General features: G+C 30.9%; 19 protein-coding genes. 6 read left to right on the top strand and 13 right to left on the bottom strand.

Annotated elements, in window-relative coordinates:
- The coding region (locus tag AC3ATN_RS06240) for a hypothetical protein (RefSeq protein ID WP_487532400.1) at window positions 1–294 on the top strand (294 nt) is incomplete at its 5' end.
- 289 nt (window positions 295–583) lie between these two features.
- Here the strand turns inward: AC3ATN_RS06240 and AC3ATN_RS06235 are convergent.
- From AC3ATN_RS06235 to AC3ATN_RS06195, 9 genes are all read right to left on the bottom strand, one after another.
- Window positions 584–871, bottom strand: a complete 288-nt coding sequence (locus tag AC3ATN_RS06235) for a hypothetical protein (RefSeq protein WP_487532399.1) — start codon at window positions 869–871, stop codon at window positions 584–586.
- 2 nt (window positions 872–873) lie between these two features.
- Window positions 874–1,932, bottom strand: a complete 1,059-nt coding sequence (locus AC3ATN_RS06230) for a hypothetical protein (RefSeq protein WP_487532397.1) — start codon at window positions 1,930–1,932, stop codon at window positions 874–876.
- Window positions 1,933–2,056: 124 nt separating this feature from the next.
- Window positions 2,057–2,743 carry an ABC transporter ATP-binding protein gene (locus tag AC3ATN_RS06225; protein ID WP_487532396.1) on the bottom strand — a complete coding sequence of 229 codons (687 nt, stop codon included), beginning with the start codon at window positions 2,741–2,743 and terminating at the stop codon, window positions 2,057–2,059.
- A gap of 9 nt (window positions 2,744–2,752) precedes the next feature.
- Window positions 2,753–3,973: an ABC transporter permease gene (locus AC3ATN_RS06220; protein ID WP_487532395.1), complete on the bottom strand. Its 1,221-nt coding sequence runs from the start codon at window positions 3,971–3,973 to the stop codon at window positions 2,753–2,755.
- Between the two features lie 3 nt (window positions 3,974–3,976).
- Window positions 3,977–5,194: an ABC transporter permease gene (locus AC3ATN_RS06215; protein WP_487532393.1), complete on the bottom strand. Its 1,218-nt coding sequence runs from the start codon at window positions 5,192–5,194 to the stop codon at window positions 3,977–3,979.
- Between the two features lie 3 nt (window positions 5,195–5,197).
- A complete protein-coding gene (locus AC3ATN_RS06210; RefSeq protein ID WP_487532391.1) occupies window positions 5,198–5,938 on the bottom strand; it encodes an outer membrane lipoprotein-sorting protein in 741 nt (246 codons plus the stop codon).
- A gap of 67 nt (window positions 5,939–6,005) precedes the next feature.
- The gene (locus AC3ATN_RS06205) at window positions 6,006–7,118 is read right to left on the bottom strand and encodes a DNA recombination protein RmuC (protein ID WP_487532390.1); all 1,113 of its coding nucleotides are present in this window, start codon (window positions 7,116–7,118) and stop codon (window positions 6,006–6,008) included.
- Window positions 7,119–7,191: 73 nt separating this feature from the next.
- Window positions 7,192–8,067, bottom strand: a complete 876-nt coding sequence (locus tag AC3ATN_RS06200) for a diacylglycerol/lipid kinase family protein (protein WP_487532389.1) — start codon at window positions 8,065–8,067, stop codon at window positions 7,192–7,194.
- Entirely contained in the window at window positions 8,060–9,997 is a 1,938-nt protein-coding gene (locus tag AC3ATN_RS06195) for an LTA synthase family protein (protein ID WP_487532388.1), read from the bottom strand. The genes AC3ATN_RS06200 and AC3ATN_RS06195 overlap by 8 nt, the downstream gene beginning before the upstream one ends.
- Window positions 9,998–10,142: 145 nt before the next feature.
- Between AC3ATN_RS06195 and AC3ATN_RS06190 the strand changes: the two genes are divergently transcribed.
- Together AC3ATN_RS06190 and AC3ATN_RS06185 are read left to right on the top strand one after the other, a co-directional pair.
- Window positions 10,143–10,940, top strand: a complete 798-nt coding sequence (locus AC3ATN_RS06190; RefSeq protein WP_487532387.1) for a glycoside hydrolase family 16 protein — start codon at window positions 10,143–10,145, stop codon at window positions 10,938–10,940.
- A 9-nt stretch (window positions 10,941–10,949) separates the two neighbouring features.
- Window positions 10,950–13,265 (top strand): glycoside hydrolase family 3 N-terminal domain-containing protein, encoded by a 2,316-nt coding sequence (locus AC3ATN_RS06185; protein ID WP_487532386.1) that lies wholly within the window; start codon window positions 10,950–10,952, stop codon window positions 13,263–13,265.
- A gap of 74 nt (window positions 13,266–13,339) precedes the next feature.
- Here the strand turns inward: AC3ATN_RS06185 and AC3ATN_RS06180 are convergent, their stop codons facing one another.
- The 3 genes from AC3ATN_RS06180 to AC3ATN_RS06170 form a co-directional block, all read right to left on the bottom strand.
- On the bottom strand, window positions 13,340–15,136 hold the full coding sequence (locus tag AC3ATN_RS06180; protein WP_487532385.1) for a hypothetical protein: 1,797 nt from the start codon (window positions 15,134–15,136) through the stop codon (window positions 13,340–13,342).
- A gap of 300 nt (window positions 15,137–15,436) precedes the next feature.
- Entirely contained in the window at window positions 15,437–16,117 is a 681-nt protein-coding gene (locus tag AC3ATN_RS06175) for a Tat (twin-arginine translocation) pathway signal sequence containing protein (RefSeq protein ID WP_487532384.1), read from the bottom strand.
- A 16-nt stretch (window positions 16,118–16,133) separates the two neighbouring features.
- Window positions 16,134–17,081 (bottom strand): c-type cytochrome, encoded by a 948-nt coding sequence (locus AC3ATN_RS06170; protein ID WP_487532382.1) that lies wholly within the window; start codon window positions 17,079–17,081, stop codon window positions 16,134–16,136.
- 229 nt (window positions 17,082–17,310) lie between these two features.
- Here AC3ATN_RS06170 and AC3ATN_RS06165 point away from each other — a divergent pair, with 229 nt between their 5' ends.
- Entirely contained in the window at window positions 17,311–18,927 is a 1,617-nt protein-coding gene (locus AC3ATN_RS06165) for an N-acyl-D-amino-acid deacylase family protein (RefSeq protein ID WP_487532381.1), read from the top strand.
- 18 nt (window positions 18,928–18,945) lie between these two features.
- Here AC3ATN_RS06165 and nagB read toward each other — a convergent pair whose 3' ends face one another.
- Window positions 18,946–20,850, bottom strand: a complete 1,905-nt coding sequence (gene nagB / locus AC3ATN_RS06160) for a glucosamine-6-phosphate deaminase (RefSeq protein WP_487532380.1) — start codon at window positions 20,848–20,850, stop codon at window positions 18,946–18,948.
- Window positions 20,851–21,213: 363 nt separating this feature from the next.
- Here nagB and AC3ATN_RS06155 point away from each other — a divergent pair, with 363 nt between their 5' ends.
- Together AC3ATN_RS06155 and AC3ATN_RS06150 are read left to right on the top strand one after the other, a co-directional pair.
- Window positions 21,214–23,412: a carbohydrate binding family 9 domain-containing protein gene (locus AC3ATN_RS06155; protein WP_487532379.1), complete on the top strand. Its 2,199-nt coding sequence runs from the start codon at window positions 21,214–21,216 to the stop codon at window positions 23,410–23,412.
- Window positions 23,413–23,862, top strand: coding sequence for a phosphoribosyltransferase (locus AC3ATN_RS06150; protein WP_487532378.1), 450 nt, complete (start codon window positions 23,413–23,415; stop codon window positions 23,860–23,862).
- Window positions 23,863–23,874: the final 12 nt, after the last annotated feature.

The following is a 23,874-nucleotide window of genomic DNA, read 5'->3' as shown; positions in this document are numbered from 1 at the left end:
ATTAATACATCCGGGGAAAACGATGACAAAAATAGCTTAGAAAAATTTGGAATGAAATGGTCTGTCTCAAGTAAATATGAGTCAGAGGTGGTGAATTATGAGGGTTTTGAAAGAAGAAGAGGAATAAAAATAGATTACGGAGAATCAGATTATTTTAATAGTACTTCTTATAAAGGAAAATTTTTTATTGAATGTGATCAAACGTATATATCTACTTTTTTAATTAAATCACTTTATGAAAGTGCGGTTAGAATAGACCCTGAAATGTTTTTATTTAAGCTCGAAGAAATTTAAGTTTAATTAAAGTATGAATGGGAAAAACAAGAAAGATGGTGTAACTTAATTTTACTTTAGAAATGGCAACTTAAAAAAAAAGGTCTATAGAATAACAACAAAACTTCCAAAAAGGACTCCAGGGGAAATGAGAACAACCAGTTATAGTTCCTTTTTCTCCTCTCTTACTCTTAAATTAATAGAATTTTTTAGATATCTGACACTGCGAAAAGTTATAAATAAGTGCCCAAAAAAAAGGGGGTAGTTCTGGAGTTAAAAAGTTTTAAAAAAAGCCTTCAATAAAATTTAATCAAGGCTTTTTAATTATTTCATCCAACGATGAATCTATTTTTCCTTTATAATTCAAGTATAATATAAATATCGCTAAGAGAACAAATCCAATTCCTATTACATCAATTTTTTTTTCAATATTCAGATAGACACCGTATATAAAAAAGTATAAACCATAAAAATAAAAGAATTTTTTTCTGTAGTTATTTTTGGCAGACAATGATAAGTTATAAATTTTCAATGTTAAAAAATGGATAATTGCAATTGTTACAAATACTACTAACATTATTATAAATCCTTTTTCCATGTCTAAAAATTGTATGAAACCCTAATAAATATACCAATTCCCACAGAATTAAAATTACTGTTTACATTATCAAACACAAACTGCCCTAACAACATTGAATCAAAATTTTCTTTGACTTCGTAAGTCAAAGAAGGCATCAACAAAAGCATCTCTTCACCTTTCATATAAAAATTAGAAAAAGAACCACTTATTGCAGGGGTGAAATTTCCACTAATTTGTAAAAAGTATGTAACCCTTGCAGGCATTAGATTTTTAGCTGAAATATCATTTAAAAAAGATCCAAATAAATTTTCTGAACTTGTATTTCGACTCTTTCCATCACTATTATATAGAACCGAGCTGTTTAAATAAATTCCTTTTTTGGTAGAATAATCAAATGAAATTGATGAGCTAAAAACATTTGAAGAGTTCATACTATTTTTTTTTGGACTAAAATATGTGCTTTCAAGTTTAACACCTGTATTTTTATAATTTCCAGCCCATCCTATTCCCAAAGCATAATCAAAATAATAATTACCTAACAAAATTTGAAAATCATTTCCAGACAGGTTAAACCTCCACAAACCTGCAAAAATTGATTTATTAATATTTTCTCCAGGTTGAGCAGCAAATTCAATACTTGACATTTCACCCGTATAATACTGAAATCTTAAAGCATCCACCCCAGAACGCTCCTGATAATCAAAGTCTATTAAACTATATGAATTAAAAAGATCGTTTGGGTTCCAAGCTAAATTAACTCCCCAATTTATTCTTTGTCTTCCTATTCTAAACTCCCATTTTTCGGTTGAGTATTTAAGATATGCCCTATCAAAAATTGAATGAATTACTAAAGTTCTTGAGTCGTGAGGTATTACAGAAAAATCTAGATTACCGATATCTTGATCTAGTATATTACCTAATTTGGGGTTTAAATTAGTTTTTTCTCCAAAAAATGCTCTATTTCTCATTTCAACTACCGCTGATAGTTTAGAGCTAAAATCTGCTTTTAATCTCAAACGATTATGAATTAAGTTATCCGAAATAATTGAATCTGAATTTATTACTGATGAAGAATTCATATACCTAATATATCCTGAAAAACTAATTTTATCTTTTAAGCTCCGTGGATTTTCTTTTTGAGCTTTGAGTAATGAATTATTCAAGATGAAAAGCGTAATAAACAGTATATATCTCACTTATAAATCATTTGACAATTATATCTGAAAGTATTTTGCCATCTTCCAGAGTAATAATTCGATTAGCCCTGTCAATAACTCTTTGATCATGTGTGGAAAAAATAAAAGTCATATTTTCTTCTTTATTCAATTCTCTCATTGTGTCTAATAAATTAGCAGTTGATGCGGAATCTAGATTTGCTGTTGGTTCATCTGCTAAAATAAATTTTGGTTTGGAAGCAAGAGCTCTTGCAACAGCAACTCTTTGTTGTTGACCTCCTGATAATTGGTTTGGCCTTCTGTTTAGTTGTTCTTTTAAACCAACTGCTTCCAGTAATTCTTGAGAACGTTTATCCCTTGTCAATTTTGAGTATCCTTGCATCAACATAATAAATTCAACATTTTCTTTAGCGGTCAATACAGGAATTAAATTATAGGATTGGAAAACAAAACCAATATTTGTTAATCTAAAATCAATAAGTTGATTTGAATTTAATTTAGTAATATCCTTATTATCAATAATAACTTGACCTTGAGTTGGAGAATCTAACCCTCCAATTGTGTTTAAAAAAGTTGTTTTTCCCGATCCAGATGGACCAACAATTGCTGTAAACTCTCCTTGTTTAAAATTAATAGTCACATTATCCAAAGCCCTGATTTCCTGATCTGCCTGTTTGTATAGTTTAGAAATATTTTTAGCCTCAATTACATTCATAATAATAAGTTATAGTGATCTAACAGCTTCAGCTGGATCTAGTTTAAGTGCTCTCCTTGCCGGAAAAAGAGAAGAAATAAGTGTTACAAACAAAGTGAGAATCGTTATTTTAAAATAATAATCATTTGGGAGATGCGTATAAACCATTGACTTCATTCCAAAAGCTTCTAAACCTTCAGAAACAATTGACAAATCAATTCCAACCTGACCATAATATGATATCATCAGATAAGACAAAGTTATTCCCACAGGTAAGGATATTAGAGAAATAAAAATAGTTTCAAAAAGAATCATCATAAAAATTTTTGTTTTGTTAAGTCCCACTGACATAAGCATTCCTAATTCTCTTTTTCTTTCTAATACAGCCATAAGCATAATATTGGCTATCCCAAATGAAAGAGCCAGTAGAATAATACTCATGAAGATTATAAAAAACCAGACCAATAACCCCTGAATTGAACCCAATTCAGGTGAAATATCTTTCCAAGTCTCTACTTTGTTTTCCGGGAAAAGGCTCTGAAGCTGCTGCTTTAAAATATCTGAATCCTCAATATTATTAGATAATATGGCCACTTCGTGAATAACCGAGCTATCGATTAATAGTTGATTTAAATCTTCTTTTTTAACATAAATATTTCCATTGTCATGGATAGAATTTGCAGTTTTAAAAATTCCTTCGACTTTAAATTTAATTCTTTGGAGATCTCCCTTATCATCGACAAATGTGAATGACAGTTTTTTCTTTATATCTAACTTAAGATTATCTGCGAGTTTTTGTCCAATTAAGGCTGGCTTGCTTTTGATTTTAGAAAAATAATTTCCTTTTATTATATTTTTACTTATATCAGAAAATTGATTTTCATTTTTAGAATCAACACCAATAACTCTAACACCTTCTGATCCATGTGCAGTTGAAGCCATTGCTGAAATAATTAATCTACTGCTATATCCTTTGACTAAATTATTATTCTCCAATTCTTTAACAACTTTGAGCGGATTTTTAATAGAACTGTTTATATCAAAATTATATTCAAAATTAGGATTATGAATTTGAACATGATGTAAATAAGTGTCAATTGCACTTTTTACTCTTTGCTCATTTATACCTTTACTCATTGCTACTGTGAACAGTCCGGACCATAACCCTAAAACCATTGATATTATAACTACCAAACTTCTTAGTTTATTTCTCCAAACATTACGCCAAGAAATTTTTATAATTGTTCCCATTTATTATCTATTCATCGCTTTTATGGGCTTTAATTTAGAAATAATAATAATTGGATAAATGCACGTAAGTAAAGAGATTAATATAATTATTGATCCGTGGGTTAAAGGAATACTATAGGTTGTCATAAAAGGAATCTCAGGCTCGAAACCAGCACTCTCCAACTGAGCTGCAGCTGATCCAAATAATTTTAGAGGATTATAATGAAAATAGTTTACGATTGGTCTAGAAATTATAAATCCGGAAACAACACCCACAAATGTTAAAAATATAGTTTCATAAATTAGTGTAACCATCAATTTAGATTTTTTCATACCTATTGAAATTAAAACTCCAAACTCATATAATCTTTCTTGAGTCATCATTAAAACAGTACCGAATATTCCAAAACTAACTATCATATACAATATAACTATTATTATAAGTCCACCGGCATTATCAGCCTTAATGAGCTGATCCAATTCCGGAGTCATTTCTTTCCATGTCATTACATCATTAGATAGAATATCAATTTTATTTTTAATTTTAGAAGCTATATAAACTTCGTCATAATATTGTTCTTTATCAATCACTAAATTGGTTATCCTATTATTAGCTGATACAAAATCTTGAGCTACCTCAAGAGTCATAAAAACACTCATGTTATTAAGATTGGGATTTTTCATATCTATAATTCCCTGAATAGGATAAATACCTACAGCTTGCATTCCGTGAAACCCTTGACCCATCAGAATAATTGAATCTCCAACTTTAGCATCATAATATTTTGCAACACCTTTGGCTATTATTATAGATTTACTGTTGTCATCTAAAAGTTTCCCATCTATTAATTTTTTCTTCCAATCTGTAAGTTTTTCCTCCCCCTTTTGCTCTATACCTGTTACATATAAAAATTTTGATAAATTGTTATTTGAGGAAAGCACTCCGGTTTGTAGTCTTTTTACGACATTAGAAACTCCTTCAATATTTTTGACATTATCAATAAATGTTGGACTTACCTCGTAAGAATTATCAATATTTTTATCTTCCCAATAACCTTTTTCATGTATCTGAATATATCCAGTAAACGATCCCACAACATTTTTAATCATATTGTCGTACATACCTAGTTGCAATGATCGCATTATAATTGCTAAAAAAATAGCAATAAAAATTGAAGCAATAGTAATCAAGCTTCTCCGCTTATTTCTCCAGACATTTCTCCAGGCAATTTTTACTAACATATTCTATTTTAGTCTTGAAACATATTGTGTGGAAAAATAATTTTCAGGTATTGAAACACCAAAATTCCAAACATTATATTTAATAACAGTTTTATTTCCATCATCCTCTAATGGATAGAATTCTAGTTTGGAAGGAAGTTTTTTTCCGTTATATTCATTTATTTCAGAACCTACCATTCTATTTACAATCTCTAAATCCTCATCATAAAATTCTGTTTTTAGTTGCATATAATCTTTTTTATCGATCCAAACAATCAATTTTCCCCAAACAACAGAAGCATTTTCTATAGGAATCAATTCTAATTTCCAGCAATTTAGATTTTCGATTATTTCTGTTCCAATAATTTCATGAGTATAATCAATAACCATTGAAGATTGTTTTATCAAATCATCATTTGTGAAATCGGTACCCATCCAGTTTTGTGTCATCATTGAGGGAGGAAGTTTAACTGTCCTTTCAATAGTTGGTAAATAATTCCATGCTTCTTTTTTCCTTTTTAAAAAAACAGATCCTTTTTCTTTTGCAGGACTTGTTACAAGTGTAACGGAATAATCAGTTCCTTTAGACCAACTCTTGAGATTCATTTTTTTTTTCCATTTTGGTCTCACTATAGTTATAGACATTTCAGCATAGGATGAATTTCCCTTTAATTTACTATCTGCAGTTTTAATGATTTCAATCGGAGTTTGAGCCTTTAAAAAATACAATCCAAATAACATGGTAATTAAACAGAGTTTTTTCATGGTTTAGTTAATTATATTTTGAAGATGGTGTGTGCTTTTAGATTATTTTTTTATTCCTAGGGCATCATTAATCATCTAATTTGGGTTTATCTAAAACATCCATTTGAATGTCCAATTTGGAATTTCCAGATGATATTTTTATAACATCTTTGTCTATCTTCTTAAACTCTTTAGAACTTTCATTATAATGATTAACTACCGTTCCTAATGTGTTTCCTAGTTTTTCATGATATGTTGCGTACGCGTTTAAATGACTTCTTAATTTTTCAACATTTTTTAAAACATCACTAATTGAATCTTCAATTTTCATGTTATTTAATGCTTTATTGGTTACTTGTAACATGGGAAACAAACTCATCGGAGATACAATCATAACTTTTTTCTTAAAAGCATATGAAACTAGATCTTGTTGATTAATTTTTAATGAGCCTACCCTACTATTTAATAAGTCTTGATATAATCCGTCTGCAGGTATAAACATATAAGCATAATCTACAGTACCTTCATTTGGTCTTATATACTTAGAAGTTTCGTCTATCCTATTTTTAATATCAGATTTAAATTTTTTTTCAAGATCCTCCAACTCTTCTTTGTTGGAAGATTCTATCATTTTATTGTAATTGTCGAGAGAAAACTTAGCATCTATAGGTATTATATATTCATTAACTCTTACAATAGCATCAACAACCTCTTTGTTTTTAAAAGAATACTGCATCTGAAAAAGTCCTGGAGGAAGAACATTAGCCAACAGGTTTTCTAATTGGATTTCCCCAAATATCCCTCTCTGCTTCTGGTTCCCAAGTATTTTCTCTAAAGTTTTCATTTGATTTGCAAAAGTCAAAACCTGCTCGTTGGTTCCTTTAATTTTCTCTAATTCAGCAGTTACTTCCTTTATGACTTGACTTGATTGTTTAAACTGATTAGTCATATTTGCAGTTGAAGATTTATTGAAATCATTCATTTGCTTATTAATCTCGTTTAGTCTTGATTCAATATCAATTCTACTATCTTTTGAGTTTTTATCTATTTCTTTTCTGACTTCCTGTATTTGATTTGTTAGAGACTCTGAAAAATGAATTAGATCTGCTGTCTTTGTAGAGTTTGTATTGTTTTTTAAATTAAAAACTACATAAGCTAATAACAGTAATAAAAAAATCAAAAAAGCAATGATAATTTCCATAATTGTTTCGGAATATATAAATTGAATTAACACAATAAAATTAGTTATAATTTGACACTTTCAAGCCCATACATCAACACAAAATATTAATACCATCTGGAATTATTGAAACACATAATTCGTTTTTAATAATAAATCTATATTCTCCGTCAATTTGAAGATTAATATGATAATTTTTTGAGGTTATTTTAAATTCTTTAAAATTAATATAACGAACATTATTTTTATTCTTAATAGAAATTCCAAGTAAAATTAGAACCAATAAGTAGCTAATATTAAACATATTAGTATTATTTATCATAATTAAATTCAAATAACCATCGTCAGTTTTTGCATTAGGAGATAGACTTATTCCATACCCTTGCTTGTTAGTATTTGCAATCATCAAGAGATGGGGTACGACAGCAATATTTTCATTTTTAATGTTAATATCAAAAAAGGGTGGTTTGTAAGAAAGTAGGGATTTTAAAAAAGAATAAAAATATCCGAATAAACCGTGAATTTTTCCATTAAAATAATGCCTAATAAACTCAACTTCTATTCCAAAACCAATATTGCTGAAAAAATACCTATTGTCAACTCTTCCTACATCCATTTTTTTACTTGACCCCCCAACAACTACTTCAAGAGCTTTTGTAATATTATTAGAGATTTTGAAATGGCCAGCTATTCCATTTCCAGAACCAAGGGGAATAATTCCAAGTTTGATTTTATTATTAATTAGAACTTGACCAACTTCACTAATAGTTCCATCACCTCCGCATGCAATAATTACATCTACTTTTTGTTTCACAGCATCAGAAGCTAACTTTTTTAAGTGTTTGAAATTATTAGAAAAGCTTATTTGATATTCATCTTTCCTGTTTAAAAAAAAGGAATGAATTTCTACTTCTAAAGAATTAGTCTTGGATTTATTTACAGGATTAATAATAAAGTAATATTTATTCATCGCCAGTGTCATAAAACATATTTCCATCGACTATTCGATTCATATAATCTTGAATGAACATCTTAAACTTAAGGGATAATTCCTCCATTTTTTTATTTGAATTATCAATTATATTATTCTCAAGGTCTCGATCATTTGAGTTATAAACTCCTTTTATATTTGCTCCATTTGATACTATAATATATTCATCATTCATCATAAAATAATTTCCACCACCAAAAAAATTAACGACAAAGGAGTCATTTTTATCCTCAGAAACTAAACTTTTACCCCAACTCCTAAATGGCTTATCGTAACCAATTAAATCCGCAACGGTTGGGAAAATATCCATATGCTGTCCAAGAACGGAAGAGACTCCTTTAAGTTTTTTTTTCGGCCAATATATCATTAATGGATTTGCAAAACGATTTATTATTTTTTCATAATATGGATAATGAGTTTGATTTCCATGATCCGCAGTGAAAATAAAAATTGTATTATCAAACCATGGTTCATTTTCTGCTTCATTAAAAAATTTTTTAAGGGCAAAATCTGTATATCCAACTACCTGGTGCATTGGGACAAATCCTTTATCAAAAAAACCTTCATACTTTTTAGGAATAATATAGGGGTCATGAGAAGTAACTGTAAATACTGTACTTAAAAATGGCTCACTTTTTTTATCAAGAATTTTTTTTGTGAATTGAAGGAATGGCTCATCCCAAATTCCCCAATACCCGTCAAAATCGATATCGTTATTGTACTCATCTTTTCCATAATAGTTATCAAAACCTAATGTTTTTGAAAAACCTAAAAATCCCATTGACCCGTTACTAGCTCCATGAAAAAAAGATGTATTATATCCTAAATTATTTGTTATTGAAACAACTGATTCAATAGGTTGATTTGAATACGGAGATGAAGTATACGCTGTCTCAAAAGATGGAACTCCTGCCAATATTGCTGGCATTCCATGAATAGACTTTCGACTATTTGCATAAAAATTTGGGAAAATAAGACTATGATTTGCTAATGAATCTAAGAAAGGGGTATAACCTTTGTATTTAGGGATTTGTTCCTCTGAATTTAAACTTCCCCAATATTCTCTTCCCATACTCTCCAAAATAAATATTACAATATTTGGCCTAATACTATCATTAACATTTTTTGGATATTTTTTTATTGGTTTTATAATACCATTTATTTGTTTATCCGAATAAATATTACTTGAGTTAAATCCTGTTTTACCAATCGTTCTTATGAAGGTGAAAGATGAATTTAAAATTAAATCAGCGTGTTGAGGATTATTTACTTTTTCCATCGCATGAACAAGTGTAATTGGACGTGTGCTTTTTTTAAAATCACCTCTTATTCCCCCTATACAAAATGCAATCACAATTAGAAAAATTAATACGGAACTAGAGACTCTTAAGAAACTGTTATGCATTTTTATATAACTAACCTTAATTAAATTATACATGTAAATCCAAAGAAGTGATATTAGTAAATAAAGTATTATGATATTTATATGGTCAAGGAAAAAGTGATAAAACAGCTTAACTTTATTATTTTCATTTTCTATAGCCTCAAAAAAATTTACATTAATTCGCATTAAATTAAATCTGTAATATGCGAAGTCAACTGAGTTTAAAAATAAGCCGAATAAACCTCCAAAAAAATAAAAAAAAGTTAGTAGTTTATTGTAAAAATGACTAGAATATGATCTTCCAGGTAAAAAATATAGTATTATAAATACAGACTCTAAATATATTATTGCAGCTAAGTCAAATTTTAATCCATAAAAGCTTAAACGAATTAATTCCGATATACTTTCAACCTTAATTATATCAGAATTAAAATATAAAAATAACCAGCGAGAAATCATAAAGGAAATAAATACTAGTCCTATTTTTAAAAGAAACTCTTTTATTTCTCTATACCTTTCAATCATATTAATTAGTATTACTCAAATATACGAATGTAAAAAACTCGTTAACATCATATCATTTAGATTTTTTATAAATATGTGTGAAAACAAATCTTAATTAGTGAGTTTTATATTATTTAATAAAGGAAATTTTATATTTGAGAGGATTATGAAAAAATTTATTTTATTCTTTATACTAATTATTTGTTCTTGTTCATCAAAAGAAGAAGCCACTTCTCAAGAAATAAATGATCCAAGTATAGGTCCATCACTTATTTGGTCAGATGAATTTAATGTTGACGGAGCGCCTTCATCATTAAATTGGTATTTAGAAACTATCCCTCCAAACAATGGAAGCTGGTGGAACAATGAGGACCAATACTACACCGACAGGAGAGAAAACTCTATTGTAGAAAACGGAGTCCTTAAAATAATTGCAAAAAAAGAAGAGTATCAACAAAAAAGTTATACTTCTGCTAGAATGACAACACAAAATTTATTTGATTTTAAATATGGAGAAGTTCACGTAAAAGCTAAACTTCCTTTGGGACAAGGAACATGGCCTGCAATATGGATGATGGGAAAAAACTTTTCAAATATAGGTTGGCCTCTTTGTGGAGAAATAGATATTATGGAACACGGTGACGGAAATCCAGGCCAAGTTTCATCTGCTGTTCATTTGGCTAATTCTGATGGAAATCATTATTTCTTGCGGGGTGAACAATTAATTGAAAATGAATCTTCAGAATTTCATATTTATAAATTAATATGGTCTGCTTCCAAAATAGAATTTTATGTTGATGACAAAAAACATCACGCGTTTAACGTAGATAGTTCCATGCCATTTGATAAGCCTTTTTTTTTCATTCTTAATGTGGCTATGGGAGGAGATTTTACAAACGGCAATATCGATCCTAACTTCACTTCTGCTTCAATGGAAATTGACTATGTTAGAGTATATCAATAAAATGTAATAATGAAAAAAATATTAAAAATTGCCCTTTTTCTTATGGGTGTTATCTTGAATGCTCAAACCAATTCAGACATTGAAGCTAAAGTCAATGAACTAATAAACAAGATGACTTTAAAGGAAAAAATTGGACAGATGACCCAAATAAACTTAACAGTCATAGCAAATGGACCAAATAAATGGACCTCTTTTGAACCTTTATTACTAGACACAAACAAAGCAAGAAAAGCTATTTTAGAATATAAAGTAGGATCTGTGTTAAATACTACAAATGGTGAAGCAAGATCAAATAAAAAGTGGAATGAAATCATTGAAGGTATTCAACAAATCGCCTTGAAAGAAAGTAGGCTAGGAATTCCTGTTATATATGGAATCGATGGAATACACGGAGCTACTTATACCTCAAATTCAACAATGTTTCCCCAACAAATAACAACAGCTGCATCTTGGAATACTGAAAATGCTTATAATATGGCTAAAGTTGCTTCATATGAAATTCGATCATGTGGAATACCATGGAACTTCTCCCCAGTTCTTGACCTAGGTCAAGATCCAAGATTTCCTAGGCAATTTGAAACCTTTGGAGAAGACCCATATCTGGTAACACAAATGGGAAATCAAATGATAAAAGGGTATCAAGGAGATAATAATGATGTTTCAAACTCAAACAATGTTGCAGTTACCTTAAAACATTTCTTGGGATATCAAACTACAATTTCAGGAAAAGACAGAACACCGTCCTTTATCCCTGAACATACTCTTAGAGAGCTTCATCTCCCTGCATTTAAATCTGCAATAGATATGGGTGCTAAAAGTATAATGATTAATTCTGGAATAATTAATGGTATTCCAACTCATGCAGATAAATATATTTTGACTGATATTCTTAGAAAGGAATTAAATTTTAAAGGGGTGGTTTTAACCGATTGGGAGGACATAAACAAGTTATATGACAGGGATAAGATAGCTTCATCAAAAAAAGAAGCTGTAAAAATAGCCATAGATGCTGGAATCGATATGTCAATGGTACCCTATGAATATGAAGAGTTTTGCGATAATTTATACGAATTAGTTAGTGAAGGATCAGTACCTGTTTCTAGAATTAATGAATCAGTTAAAAGAATACTTACTTTAAAATATGAACTTGATCTTTTTAATAATCCCAGTTCAGATTATAAAACTTATACTAATTTTAATTCTGAGAAAAGTGAAAAGCTATCCTATGACTCCGCTGCAGAAGCAATTACTCTTCTGAAAAATAAAAATTCTTTACTTCCATTAAAAAAAGGAATTAAAATCCTTGTTTCAGGACCTAACTCAAATAGTATGAGAACATTGAATGGAGCATGGACGTATTCATGGCAAGGAGAGAAAGCTGACAAGTTTGCAGAAAAATACAATACAATTTATGAGGCAATATCAGAAGATTTTGGAAAAAATAATGTAACATATATTCCAGGAGTTTCCTATCTAGTTAACGAAGAGAATGATAATGCTACTAAATATGAATACTACGATCAGCATGAAGACAATATGCTTGAAGCCATTGAGGAAGCAAAAGAATCAGATGTAGTTATCTTATGCATTGGGGAAAACTCCTACACAGAAAAACCAGGAGATTTAAATGATTTGAATCTAAATTCATTACAAAAAAAACTGGTAAAAGAATTATCAAAAACATCAACTCCGATAATATTAGTTATCAATAGCGGAAGGCCAAGAATAATTTCTGATATAGTAAATTTAGCTGACGGAATAATAAACATCTACCTTCCTGGAAATCATGGAGGAGATGCCTTATCTGATGTATTGACTGGAGAGGTAAATCCCTCTGGTAAACTTCCTTACTCTTATCCAGCTTTCGTCAATTCTTTGGTTCCATATAATTTCAAACCCTCTGATGTTCAAAATAATAATCAAGGGGCGTATAATTATGAAGGTAAAGTCCAAAATCTTTTTGAATTTGGTTTTGGCTTAAGCTATACCTCTTTTGAATACGGTGACATTGTTATTAATAAAAATGATTTTACTCAAAATGAGAATATAGAAATTTCAATCAAAATAAAAAATTCCGGAACCAAAATAGGGAAGGAAACTGTTCAGTTATATTCCAAAGACCTTTATGCATCAATTACACCTGATATAAAGAGGTTAAGAAGGTTCAAAAAAGTTGAAATATTACCAAATGAATCTAAAATTGTAAAATTCAAACTGCCAATTTCAGAGCTTTCCTTTATAAATCAATTTAATAAAAGAGTTGTCGAACCAGGTAAATTTGAAATTATGATTTTAAATAAGATCAAAACAATTGAAGTTAGATAATTATTTATTTTGAAAAAAAAAGAGCCACTATTATAGTGGCTCTTTTTTATTTAATCTCAAATAAAATTCAATTATTAGTTATTGAAATAAATATTGTCTATATAAACTGTTCCATCAGCAGTTCCAACAATTACAAATTGTGAAATAGCACCTTTAGTTGTTAAAGAAGTTAGAGTTGATAAATCAATATCTACTCCTTGCCATTGGTTATTAGTAGTTATTGTAATCTCTGCTTCTCCTCCATCAACATCATCTCCACCTCCATAAGCACCGTCTGCACCAAAGTCAACAATTTTAATTTTAAACGAAGAAAGATCAGCTGACCAAACATCAACATGGAAGTTAGTAGAAGAACTTGCATCTACACCTGAAGCCATATCAACCCCTGTGTAACGACCTTCTCCTCCATCAACAAAACTATATTTCTGAACAAAATCTCCTGTTACGACTTCTTCAGTTGAATGAGTAGTTCCCTTACCCCAATCAGTTGACCATCTGGTAACTTCAACTGGAGCTGTATAAGCTTCGCTAAAAATAGAAACAACGTTAGCTGCTGCAATACTTGGAGTTGAAGCAGATGAAGTAGGACTAACCCCAATTGCAGATGCATAAAAATAAAGGTTGTCAATAAAAATAGTTCCGTCTGATGTGCCTTCAATTACAAATTGAGAAATTGCTCCTTTAGTCGTAAGGGCTGGATAATCAGATAAAGGAATGTCAATTCCTACCCACTGGGTATTTGCAGAAATAGCTATTTCTTTAATGTCCTCAACATCATCACCTCCACCATAAACTCCGTCAGCTCCAAAGTCAACTATTTTTAGTTTGAAAGATGAAGAATCTGCCGACCAAACATCAATATGAATGTTATTTGTTGCAGATGCATCAACGCCTGAAGCCATATTTATTCCTGTATATTTTCCATTTCCTCCGTCAGCAAAGGTATATTGCTGAACTGAATAAGATGAAGTTATATCTATTGTAGAATGTATAGTCCCTTGACCCCAGGAAGTTGACCATTCTGTAACAGCAACTGGTGCAGTATAAGCAGCACTATATATAGAGACTACACTTGTTGACGAAACCGAAGGAGTTTCTGGAGCTGCAACGGGAACTATTACAACTGGACATCCATCATTAGCAGCATCTCCAGCATCGGCTGGACAAGTATCTACTGTATCTATCAATCCATCTGAATCAGTATCGGGTACAGAAGCACCAACAAGTCCTCCCGTTACATTATCAATTAAGAATGTACCCATTGTTTCAGTTCCAAAACCAATAAATATTGCAAGTTTAGAGTAGGTAGTTAAATCTGATAAAGGTTGCGCTTCTGGTTGGCCATCACCATATGGATAGCTATTTACTCTGTTAGATCCAAAATCAAAAGTTAAAGTTCTCCAACCTGATCCAGATGCAGAAACTAAAACTTCCACGGGATAACTCCCTAAGGGTTGTCCTTCAAGTTTAGCTAAAATTCCAACTTCAGCTGCAGTATCCTGATAAAAATCAAATGATATAATTTGTGCATCAGAACTACTCATGTCTATTAGGTTAGAGGGAAGTATTGATGCAGCTTCATATGCAGCTCCAGAGTTTACTATCTGTCCTGCAAAAGCAGAATTTTCAAAAGAAGTAACCCCGTTAGATACAAGAAAAACACCATCGGTCGATTCAAAATCATTGATCACAGTAACACCCGGAGCTACTGGAGTTACAGGTGAAACAGGATCTGGAGTAACAGGATCTGTTGTGCCTGGTGAAGTTACGACTGGATCTGGAATTAGTACGTCACCATCATCTCCGAAGCACGACATGAAAAGTGCAAAAGATAGAGATGTGAAAATCAAATTTAATTTAAAATATTTCATAGTTTATTTATGTTTATTATAATTTTAGGATCACGAATAAACAAAAAAAAACTATGTTAACCAATCCATTAGGAGTTATTTGAAGTTGTATTTTACAATCATTTAGGAGTCTTCTGGGGTTAAGCTAATTAAAAAAGCCTTCCATTTTATAGGAAAGCTTCTCATTAGTTGCTTTCCAATTAAAGGATTACAACACACAACAAGTTAATATTTTGAAAATAAAATCACTTGGGTATGATTTTATGTTATTTACAAATATAACCTTTTTATGATAATTATTTTTTAGTATTTTTTATAAGTTTAATTTCCTGCAAAAATGTATCCACACCCATTTTCTTGTGCTCTTCCCAAGGCCCAAACACCTGACGGAACAAGTTCAATACCAGGGAGAATTCCATCAATCATATCATTGTATACGTCCTCAGGTTCAAGACCCATTTGGTTTGCAATAGCTCCACTATATACCTTAGTAGCAAGATTACATACACAAAATAGAGCTCCTCTATCTTGCAAACGTTTTATTCCCTGAACTTCAGGAAGAGGCAAATCTCCTTTTTGTGGATCATAGACTGTGTTTCTTAACGATGGTTGACCCGTTGAATTATCATTGATATTAAAAACTTTACCTATCGGATACTTTTCCCAAACTTTTGAATTAAAAGCAAAGGCAATACAAGTATGACGAAGAACAGTCATTGCTGTTATATCAGTATCAGGCGAACCTGTTTGGTTGTTAGATTCGTAAAAAGCCCAGTTCCAAACAATAGGAAGTGTTCCGTGAGGAGTACTTCCGTCATAGGCTATTCTGTGGGTTCCTTTTATTTTCTTAAACCACTCTTCTGAATCTTTTGAATTAAGATTATTAAATTCTGGCAGTTTTTCAACATTTTCAAACTCTTTTACCATCATTGGAAAAGCAGAGGCGCTAACTCCTAAGGCTAGGGTTGCAAAAAATGATCTTCTAGATTTATCTGTTTTCATATTTATTAATTTAAGGTTACTTACTTTTTTTTATGTTAAACTCCGTTTTATAAAAATCAAAAATTGGCTGAAAGGGGCCAAGTTGATGTTGTAATTGAGAAAACGAATCAACATATGGGGGGTAAGGAGTTGACATCGGTTTCTTCTTTAAATCAGGAAAATCATCAGAAAGATTTTCCTTTGTAGGTCTTAACTGTTGATTAATGTATCCTGCCACATCGTACGATTCTTCATCTGTCAAAGTAGGATTTTCAAAAGTTATACCCTGAGGCATATTATATTTTATGAAAGTAGCAGCTGTTAAAACTCTTGTCATACCAGCTCCATTATTATACGAATTTGGACCCCACAACGGAGGATATAAGTATGTAAATTGATCCGTTTTTTGTCCTTGACCGTCAAATCCGTGGCATTCAACACAAACTTTTTCAAACACAACTTTTCCTTTAGCTAAATCCACTTTTCTATTTGGGTATTCTATCGATTTCAAACCTTTTCCTGTAATAACTTCATTAACTTTTACGTAACGTCCCAGCCAATTAATATATGATACGATTGCTTTCATTTCTTTACTATCATTTTTCAATCTATTTCCATTCATACTTCTCTCAAAACAGCCATTTATTCGATCTTCAAGACTTCCAATTATATTTTCTCTACCCCTGTACTGAGGGAATCGTTTGTCAACACCAATTAAAGGCATTGCAAAAGGTTGTGTTCCAGAGTTTAGATGACAATTAGTACATGATAATGAATTTCCGACAAAAGGTTTATCAAAAGAAGATTTTCCCAAAAACTTATATGTTTCTCCAAAAAGTTTGTGTCCATATTTAATTACTGTGCCAGTTTTTGAGTCAGGCAGAGTGTTTGTGTCGTAATTCAATGAATAGATACTTAAATCAATTTTTTCTTCCTTTAAGGAAGTATCTCCTAAATAAATAATTAAAAATAAAAAGACAATCATCAAAAAGGAAAAAAAATAGTTAGTTATTCTTTTTAATCCTTTAAAAAAAATCTGGCTGGAAGAGTTAGTTTCGATGAAATTTAGATTATTCTTAGTTTAAATATAAGAAGTCTTTTTATTTTTTAAAAAAGATTAATAGTTTAAATAAAAATACGATTGAATTTTAATACTACTGAATTGATAGAGTGAATAATTATTTTTAATATATTTAAATTCAAATACTTATGTCATGATTAAAAATCACTTATTAATTTCTTTCTTTTTTGCATTATTGGTTAGCTGTAATTCTAGCGTTCCTACGTGTGATATATTAATTGAAAATGGCATGATATATGACGGTTCGGGAGAAAAATCATATAAAGGATCTGTTGCTATTGTTAATGAAAAAATAATATATGTCGGTCCATTAAAAAAATTTAATTCAAAAAAAACAATAAATGCCAGTGGAAAAGCAGTTTCTCCGGGATTTATAAATATGCTAAGCTGGGGTTATAATTCATTATTAAAAGATGGAAGATCTTTGAGTGACATAAAACAAGGAGTAACTCTTGAGGTTTTTGGGGAAGGAACTTCTCCTGGACCAATTGGTATTAAAGATAGCTCCAGTTACATTTCATTTGGAGGAGCTATGGAAAAACTGGAATCTAAAGGAGTTTCACCTAATATTGCCTCTTTTTTGGGTGCAACAACTGTTAGAATTCAAAAAGTTGGATTTGACAACAGAAAAGCGACTCTAGAGGAAATTACTGAAATGAAAAAACTAGTTAGTGAAAGCATGGAAGAAGGGGCCATGGGGATTGGATCATCACTAATTTATGCCCCTGCCGATTATGCTAGCACCGATGAGCTGATTGCTTTAAGTAAAACTGCTTCTAAATACGGGGGCATGTACATTTCACATATCAGAAATGAAGATAGTAGAGTTTTAGAAGCAATAGAGGAATTGATTACAATTTCAAGAAAAGCAGATATACCCTCAGAAATATATCATTTGAAGGCTTCCAGGAAATCTAATTGGAATCTTTTAGATACGATGATTGATAAAATTGAAGAAGCTAGAGCAGAAGGTCTAAGGATTACCGCAGATATGTACACATACAACGCTTCATCAACTGGCTTAACAGGTGTAATTCCTACTTGGATTCAAGAGGGAGGTCATAGAGCTTGGATAAATCGAATGCAAAAAAAAGGACCTCGTGAAAAAGTAATAGAAGACATCAGAAAAGAGTTAAAAGAACAATCTCCTGATGGTATTTTAATGGTTGGGTTTAATAAAGAATCAATGGCGAAGAAATATATGGGAATGACAATTGCAGAAGCAGCCAAAAAAAGAAATCAAACTCCTGAAGAAACGATAGTAGATTTAGTGATTGAAGATGATAGTAGAATTCAATGTATTTATTTTAGCATGAGTGAGGAGAACATAAGGAAAAAAATAAAACTTCCTTGGGTTTCATTTTGTTCTGACGCAGGCTCCTATTCTGATCCATCAGATGGTTTCAGGACCCACCCAAGAGCCTTTGGTAGTTTTATTCGCGTCCTTGGTAAATATTCTCGAGAAGAAGGATTAATTAGTCTTGAAGAAGGAATTAGAAAACTAACTGGTTTTCCAGCTCAAAACTTAGGAATAAAAAATCGCGGTTTTCTTAAAAAAGAATTTTATGCGGATATAGTTGTGTTTGATCCAATAACGGTTCAGGACAATGCAACTTTCAATGACCCTATTAAATATGCGGATGGAATAGAAGATGTTTTTGTGAACGGACAACAAGTTCTTGATAAAGGAATCCATACGGGTATTTTTTCCGGAAAATTCATCAAAGGTCCCGGATATAAAGAAGATTAAAATTGAAGGCAAAATTCGTTAATAAACATATCTTTTAAAAGCCTCCATAGCTTCATACTCTGCCATTCCAAGGCGGTTATATTCTTTCGCTGTGTTTTTATTTCTCTGCTCAGCTCTTAACCAAAAATCTCTATTGTCTTCTCCTTGAAACATAACTTTATCTTTCTGGGATTGGTGATATAATATTGCGTTTCTTTTTTGCACAACTTGACTAGGACTCATAGGAACTGACATTTCAATTTGGTCAATATCCCATTCTTGCCATGCACCTCTATATAACCACAACCAACAAGATTTCATAAACGGGAGGCTTTTTAATTTTCCTAATGCATCGAATAAAACATTTAAACATACTCTGTGAGTGCCATGAGGATCAGCTAGATCTCCTGCTGCAAAGATTTGATGTGGTTTAATTAATTTAATTAAATCGATGGTTAAATCAACATCCTTTTGAGTTGGTTCATTTTTTTTAATTTTTCCTGATTCATAAAAGGGTAAATCCATAAAATGCAAATTACTTTCTGGAATACTTAAATAGCGTGATGCTGCAAGACATTCACTTCTTCTAATCGCACCTTTTAGCTTTAGAATTGATTTGGAGTTATTGTTGTTTATTATTTTATCTTCCATTCCATCATTAATCCTAATTTCTTCTGAAGACGAATATTTTGCAATTTCTACAAACCGTAAAGCTTCTTCATTTGAAACTCCAATATTACCCGATGTTTGATATGCTATGTGAACTTCATGTCCTTGATCATAAAGGCGCTTGATCGTTCCTCCCATCGATATAACGTCATCGTCGGGATGAGGACTAAAAACAATTACTCGTTTTTGAGAAGGCTTAGCTCTTTCTGGACGGTCAGTATCATCATTATCTGGTTTCCCTCCTGGCCATCCTGTAATAGTTTTTTGAAGCTGGTTAAACATCCATATGTTTACATCATAAACAGATCCGCTGGAAACAATTAAACTTGATAATCCATTTTCATTGTAATCTCTCTGAGTTAGCTTAAGTATTGAATTATTTGTTTTTTTACTTAACCACGTTATTGCTTTTTTTCTGAGATCGTCGGACCAATCAATATCTTTGACAAGCCATGGAGTTTTATGTTTCGTTAATTGAGCACTTGATTCGTTATCCAAAACAATGGTGGCATTATTATGTTTTTGAATAAAAGTTGCTGGATAATTTGAATCAACAATGCCTTCTATAGAATTTGAAATTACATTTGATTTTTTATGACCCCAAGCTAATAATACAATTCGCTTAGCATTAAGTATAGTTCTTATACCCATAGTAATTGCTCTCGTTGGAACAGAGTCTATTCCGTTAAAATCTCCAGCTGCATCTTCTCTTGTTACAGAGTCAAGACTTACTATTCTTGTACAAGAGTTTTGGTTTGATCCAGGCTCATTAAAACCGATATGTGCAGTCCTTCCTATTCCAAGTAATTGAAAATCAATTCCACCAAAAGATTTGATCTTTTTTTCATATTCGTCACAATAATCTGAAATATCCTCCTCTATTAGTTCCCCATGTGGAATATGAATATTTTTTTTTATAATATCAATGTGAGAAAACAAATGATGATACATAAAGCTGTAATAACTTTGATCATTAGTATTTGAAATCGGAAAATATTCATCCAAATTGAAAGTGACTACCTTTTTAAAACTCAACCCTTCTTCCTTGTGAAGCCTAACAAGTTCTTTATAAACTCCTATTGGAGATGAACCAGTCGCAAGACCCAGGACGAAATTAGGTTTCTTGCAATTTTTTATTGACTGGGCTATCTCATTAGCTACTAGTTTTGATCCATTTTCCGCATAATCAAAACATACATTATGTATTTTTTCATACCTAGTAACCTCATCTCTACCTGGAATCTGATAATCTATAGACTTATAAGTTTTTAACATTATAATACCATATTTAGTTTACGGTCAGGTATCAATATCCTCATTAAGTTATTTAGTTAAAATACTTTCTGAACGTAAAAGTTAATTTTAAGTTTAATTGCCTCTTCCGGCTTTCCTAACGCCTGTAGATCTCTTTGCGTTATTGTTTTTATTTACAGGCTTTTTAATATCCTGTTTTGGTGAATTTTTATCTAGCCGATTTCCAAAAAATTTACTACTCATTATTATTAATTTTATTTAAAGATATAATAATTATTTATGAAAGATGATCTAATATAGCTGTGCATCTCAAAAATAATTATTTGCTTAGAGTACAGGTTTTTAAAATAATGTTTTGATATTTGCGATAATTAAAAATATAAGATGAATAGCTTTATTAAATACTTCATAGCCTTTTTTATTTTTTTATTTAACATTAATTTATTTGCCCAAAACAACAAACTCACTCCACCTAATTTCAAAGCTTCTTACCTTTCAAGTGATCCAGAAATTGATGGAAATATATTAACAGACCCCAACTGGGCAAAAATAAAACCGATAACAGATTTAACTCAGGCTAGACCATTTTATGGAGATCCTGTTTCTGAAAAAACTGAGATAAGAATTGCTTTTACAAACAAAACGCTTTATGTTGGAGTGGTTTGTTATGATAAAGAACCTGAAAAAATTGTAGTTTCTGACTCCAGAAGGGATTCTAATTTAAATGATGATGACAGTTTTCTTTTTATTCTTGACACATACAACGATCAGCAAAATGGATTTTTATTTGGAACAAATTCTATTGGAGTAGAATATGATGCTCAAATTGACAATGAAGGAGAGGGTAATATGCAACAAGGAGGCGTTATTGGAGGTACAAATTTGAATTGGGATGCTTCATGGGAAGTAAAAACTGAAACAGGAGATTATGGCTGGAGTGCTGAATTTGCAATTCCATTAAGAACTATTCGTTTTGGGAGTGGCAAAGACAAAACATGGGGTATAAACTTTCAAAGAAATATCAGTAAAACAAGTGAAATTGCCTATTGGGCTCAACTTCCAATTGCATTTGAAATAAAGAGACTTTCACTAGCTGGAAAAATGAATGGAGTTAATTTAAAAAGTCCCAAAAATCTTAAGATTTTCCCATACGCCCTGACACAAAGTGTAAACAACAAATCCGATAATTCAAAAACAAACAATCAAGAATATGGTGTTGATCTTAAATACAGTCTAACTCCCGGACTAACTTTAGACATGACATATAATACAGATTTTGCTCAGGTGGAAGTAGATGAACAACAGGTTAACTTGGATAGATTTAATCTTTTTTTTCCCGAAAAAAGAGCGTTTTTTTTAGAAAATGCTGGCCAGTTCAGCGTAGGAAGTCCCGGAGAGGTTGATTTGTTTTTTAGTAGACGTATTGGATTAAGTGATGATGGTTCTGTAGTTCCAATTATTGGTGGATCTAGAATTTCTGGAAAAATTGGACAAACTAATGTTGGATTTTTAAATATGTATACAGATGAAGTAAGGTCTGAGGGAATTAGAGAGAATAATTTTACAGTAGCTAGAGTTAATCATGATTTTGCCAAAAGTAGATCGTCAATTGGTGGAATATACATAAATAAGTCTCAGCTTGGAACTCAGGTAAATGATTACAATAGAGTCGTTGCAATTGACGGTAAGTGGGGATTAGGAAAAAAAGCACAGGTAACTGGGTTTCTATCAAAAAGTTCAAGTCCAGAAATTAATAGTGGTGATCATGCCTTCAATGTTAAAGCTGAGTATGCATGGGATGGTTGGAGAATTATTGGGGCATACACTGAAGTTGGTGAAGGGTTCAATCCTGAAGTAGGATTTTTACTTCGAGATGCATTTAAAAAACCTGAATTTTTAATTTTTAAGCAATGGAGACCAAAAAATACAGGTAATTTTCTTGAAGTCAGACCCCATGTTTCAGGTCGTAGATATTTTAATTTTAATAATGATTTAATATCTAGCTTTCTCCACGTAGACAATCACTGGGTATGGAAAAGTGGATTTGAAATACATACTGGTATTAATTTTACAACAGAAGGTGTATTAAATGAATTCAAAATTTCAGGAGTAACTGTTCCTGTGGGCGAATACAATCATGAAGAATTTCAACTTATAGTCTACACAAATAAAAATAAACAAGTTTATTATTCAAATAGAACCTTTATTGGCGGGTATTATGGGGGTAATAGATTTTCGTCAAGAAATACAATTAATTTTAGATTGGGTAATAAATTCAATTCAGCTTTAACTATAAATTATAATAAACTTGAACTTCAAAATGGAAATATTAATGCTTTGATAACTGGAGCTAAATTTACTTATTCTTTTACACCAAGAATATATCTACAAAGTCTAATGCAATATAATAACATAACAAATATTACATCTGTTAATGCAAGATTTGGATGGCTTAAAAATGCAAACACTGGACTTTTTGTAGTATTGAACCTAATTGAGGATGAAGACTTTATGGATCGTGTTAATAATCAAGTTATTACAATAAAATATAATTACCAATTTGATATTCTTAATAAAAGATAAATGATTGAAAAAATTGACTTCAACATTGAAGAAATGCATTCGGCTTTATCAGAAATAATATTACAGATTAAAAAGTCAAAATGGGTTCCTGAAATTATTCTCAGCATAAACAGAGGAGGATGTGTTCCTGGGGTTTACTTATCTCATAGGATTAAAGTTTCTCATAAAGTTCTTGATGTTCAACTCAGAGATAGTGATAACAAACCAAATTTAGAAGTAATAAAACATTCAATTAATAAATACAATTCAATTTTAATTATTGATGACATAAATGATACAGGTGCGACTTTTAATTTTATTACTAAAAATATTGGTGATAAAAAATCCAAATTACGATTTGCGGCACTGGTTGAAAACATCTCTAGCGATTTCACTTCAGAGTTTAAAGGGAAAGTTATTGATAAATCAAAAACTCCATCGTGGATTATTTTTCCTTGGGAAAAAGTATAAAGTTTTTTAAAT

This window comes from Candidatus Marivariicella sp. (genome assembly GCF_983056325.1).
Note: the sequence above shows the minus strand (reverse complement) of the source record. Positions and strands in the feature narration are given on the sequence as shown.

Bases quoted from the DNA above. Each gene is read 5' to 3' on its own strand.
- AC3ATN_RS06235 (WP_487532399.1), bottom strand. From the start codon at position 871: ATGGAAAAAGGATTTATAATAATGTTAGTAGTATTTGTAACAATTGCA.
- AC3ATN_RS06230 (WP_487532397.1), bottom strand. From the start codon at position 1,932: ATGAATTCTTCATCAGTAATAAATTCAGATTCAATTATTTCGGATAAC.
- AC3ATN_RS06225 (WP_487532396.1), bottom strand. From the start codon at position 2,743: ATGAATGTAATTGAGGCTAAAAATATTTCTAAACTATACAAACAGGCA.
- AC3ATN_RS06220 (WP_487532395.1), bottom strand. From the start codon at position 3,973: ATGGGAACAATTATAAAAATTTCTTGGCGTAATGTTTGGAGAAATAAA.
- AC3ATN_RS06215 (WP_487532393.1), bottom strand. From the start codon at position 5,194: ATGTTAGTAAAAATTGCCTGGAGAAATGTCTGGAGAAATAAGCGGAGA.
- AC3ATN_RS06210 (WP_487532391.1), bottom strand. From the start codon at position 5,938: ATGAAAAAACTCTGTTTAATTACCATGTTATTTGGATTGTATTTTTTA.
- AC3ATN_RS06205 (WP_487532390.1), bottom strand. From the start codon at position 7,118: ATGGAAATTATCATTGCTTTTTTGATTTTTTTATTACTGTTATTAGCT.
- AC3ATN_RS06200 (WP_487532389.1), bottom strand. From the start codon at position 8,067: ATGAATAAATATTACTTTATTATTAATCCTGTAAATAAATCCAAGACT.
- AC3ATN_RS06195 (WP_487532388.1), bottom strand. From the start codon at position 9,997: ATGATTGAAAGGTATAGAGAAATAAAAGAGTTTCTTTTAAAAATAGGA.
- AC3ATN_RS06190 (WP_487532387.1), top strand. From the start codon at position 10,143: ATGAAAAAATTTATTTTATTCTTTATACTAATTATTTGTTCTTGTTCA.
- AC3ATN_RS06185 (WP_487532386.1), top strand. From the start codon at position 10,950: ATGAAAAAAATATTAAAAATTGCCCTTTTTCTTATGGGTGTTATCTTG.
- AC3ATN_RS06180 (WP_487532385.1), bottom strand. From the start codon at position 15,136: ATGAAATATTTTAAATTAAATTTGATTTTCACATCTCTATCTTTTGCA.
- AC3ATN_RS06175 (WP_487532384.1), bottom strand. From the start codon at position 16,117: ATGAAAACAGATAAATCTAGAAGATCATTTTTTGCAACCCTAGCCTTA.
- AC3ATN_RS06170 (WP_487532382.1), bottom strand. From the start codon at position 17,081: ATGATTGTCTTTTTATTTTTAATTATTTATTTAGGAGATACTTCCTTA.
- AC3ATN_RS06165 (WP_487532381.1), top strand. From the start codon at position 17,311: ATGATTAAAAATCACTTATTAATTTCTTTCTTTTTTGCATTATTGGTT.
- nagB (WP_487532380.1), bottom strand. From the start codon at position 20,850: ATGTTAAAAACTTATAAGTCTATAGATTATCAGATTCCAGGTAGAGAT.
- AC3ATN_RS06155 (WP_487532379.1), top strand. From the start codon at position 21,214: ATGAATAGCTTTATTAAATACTTCATAGCCTTTTTTATTTTTTTATTT.
- AC3ATN_RS06150 (WP_487532378.1), top strand. From the start codon at position 23,413: ATGATTGAAAAAATTGACTTCAACATTGAAGAAATGCATTCGGCTTTA.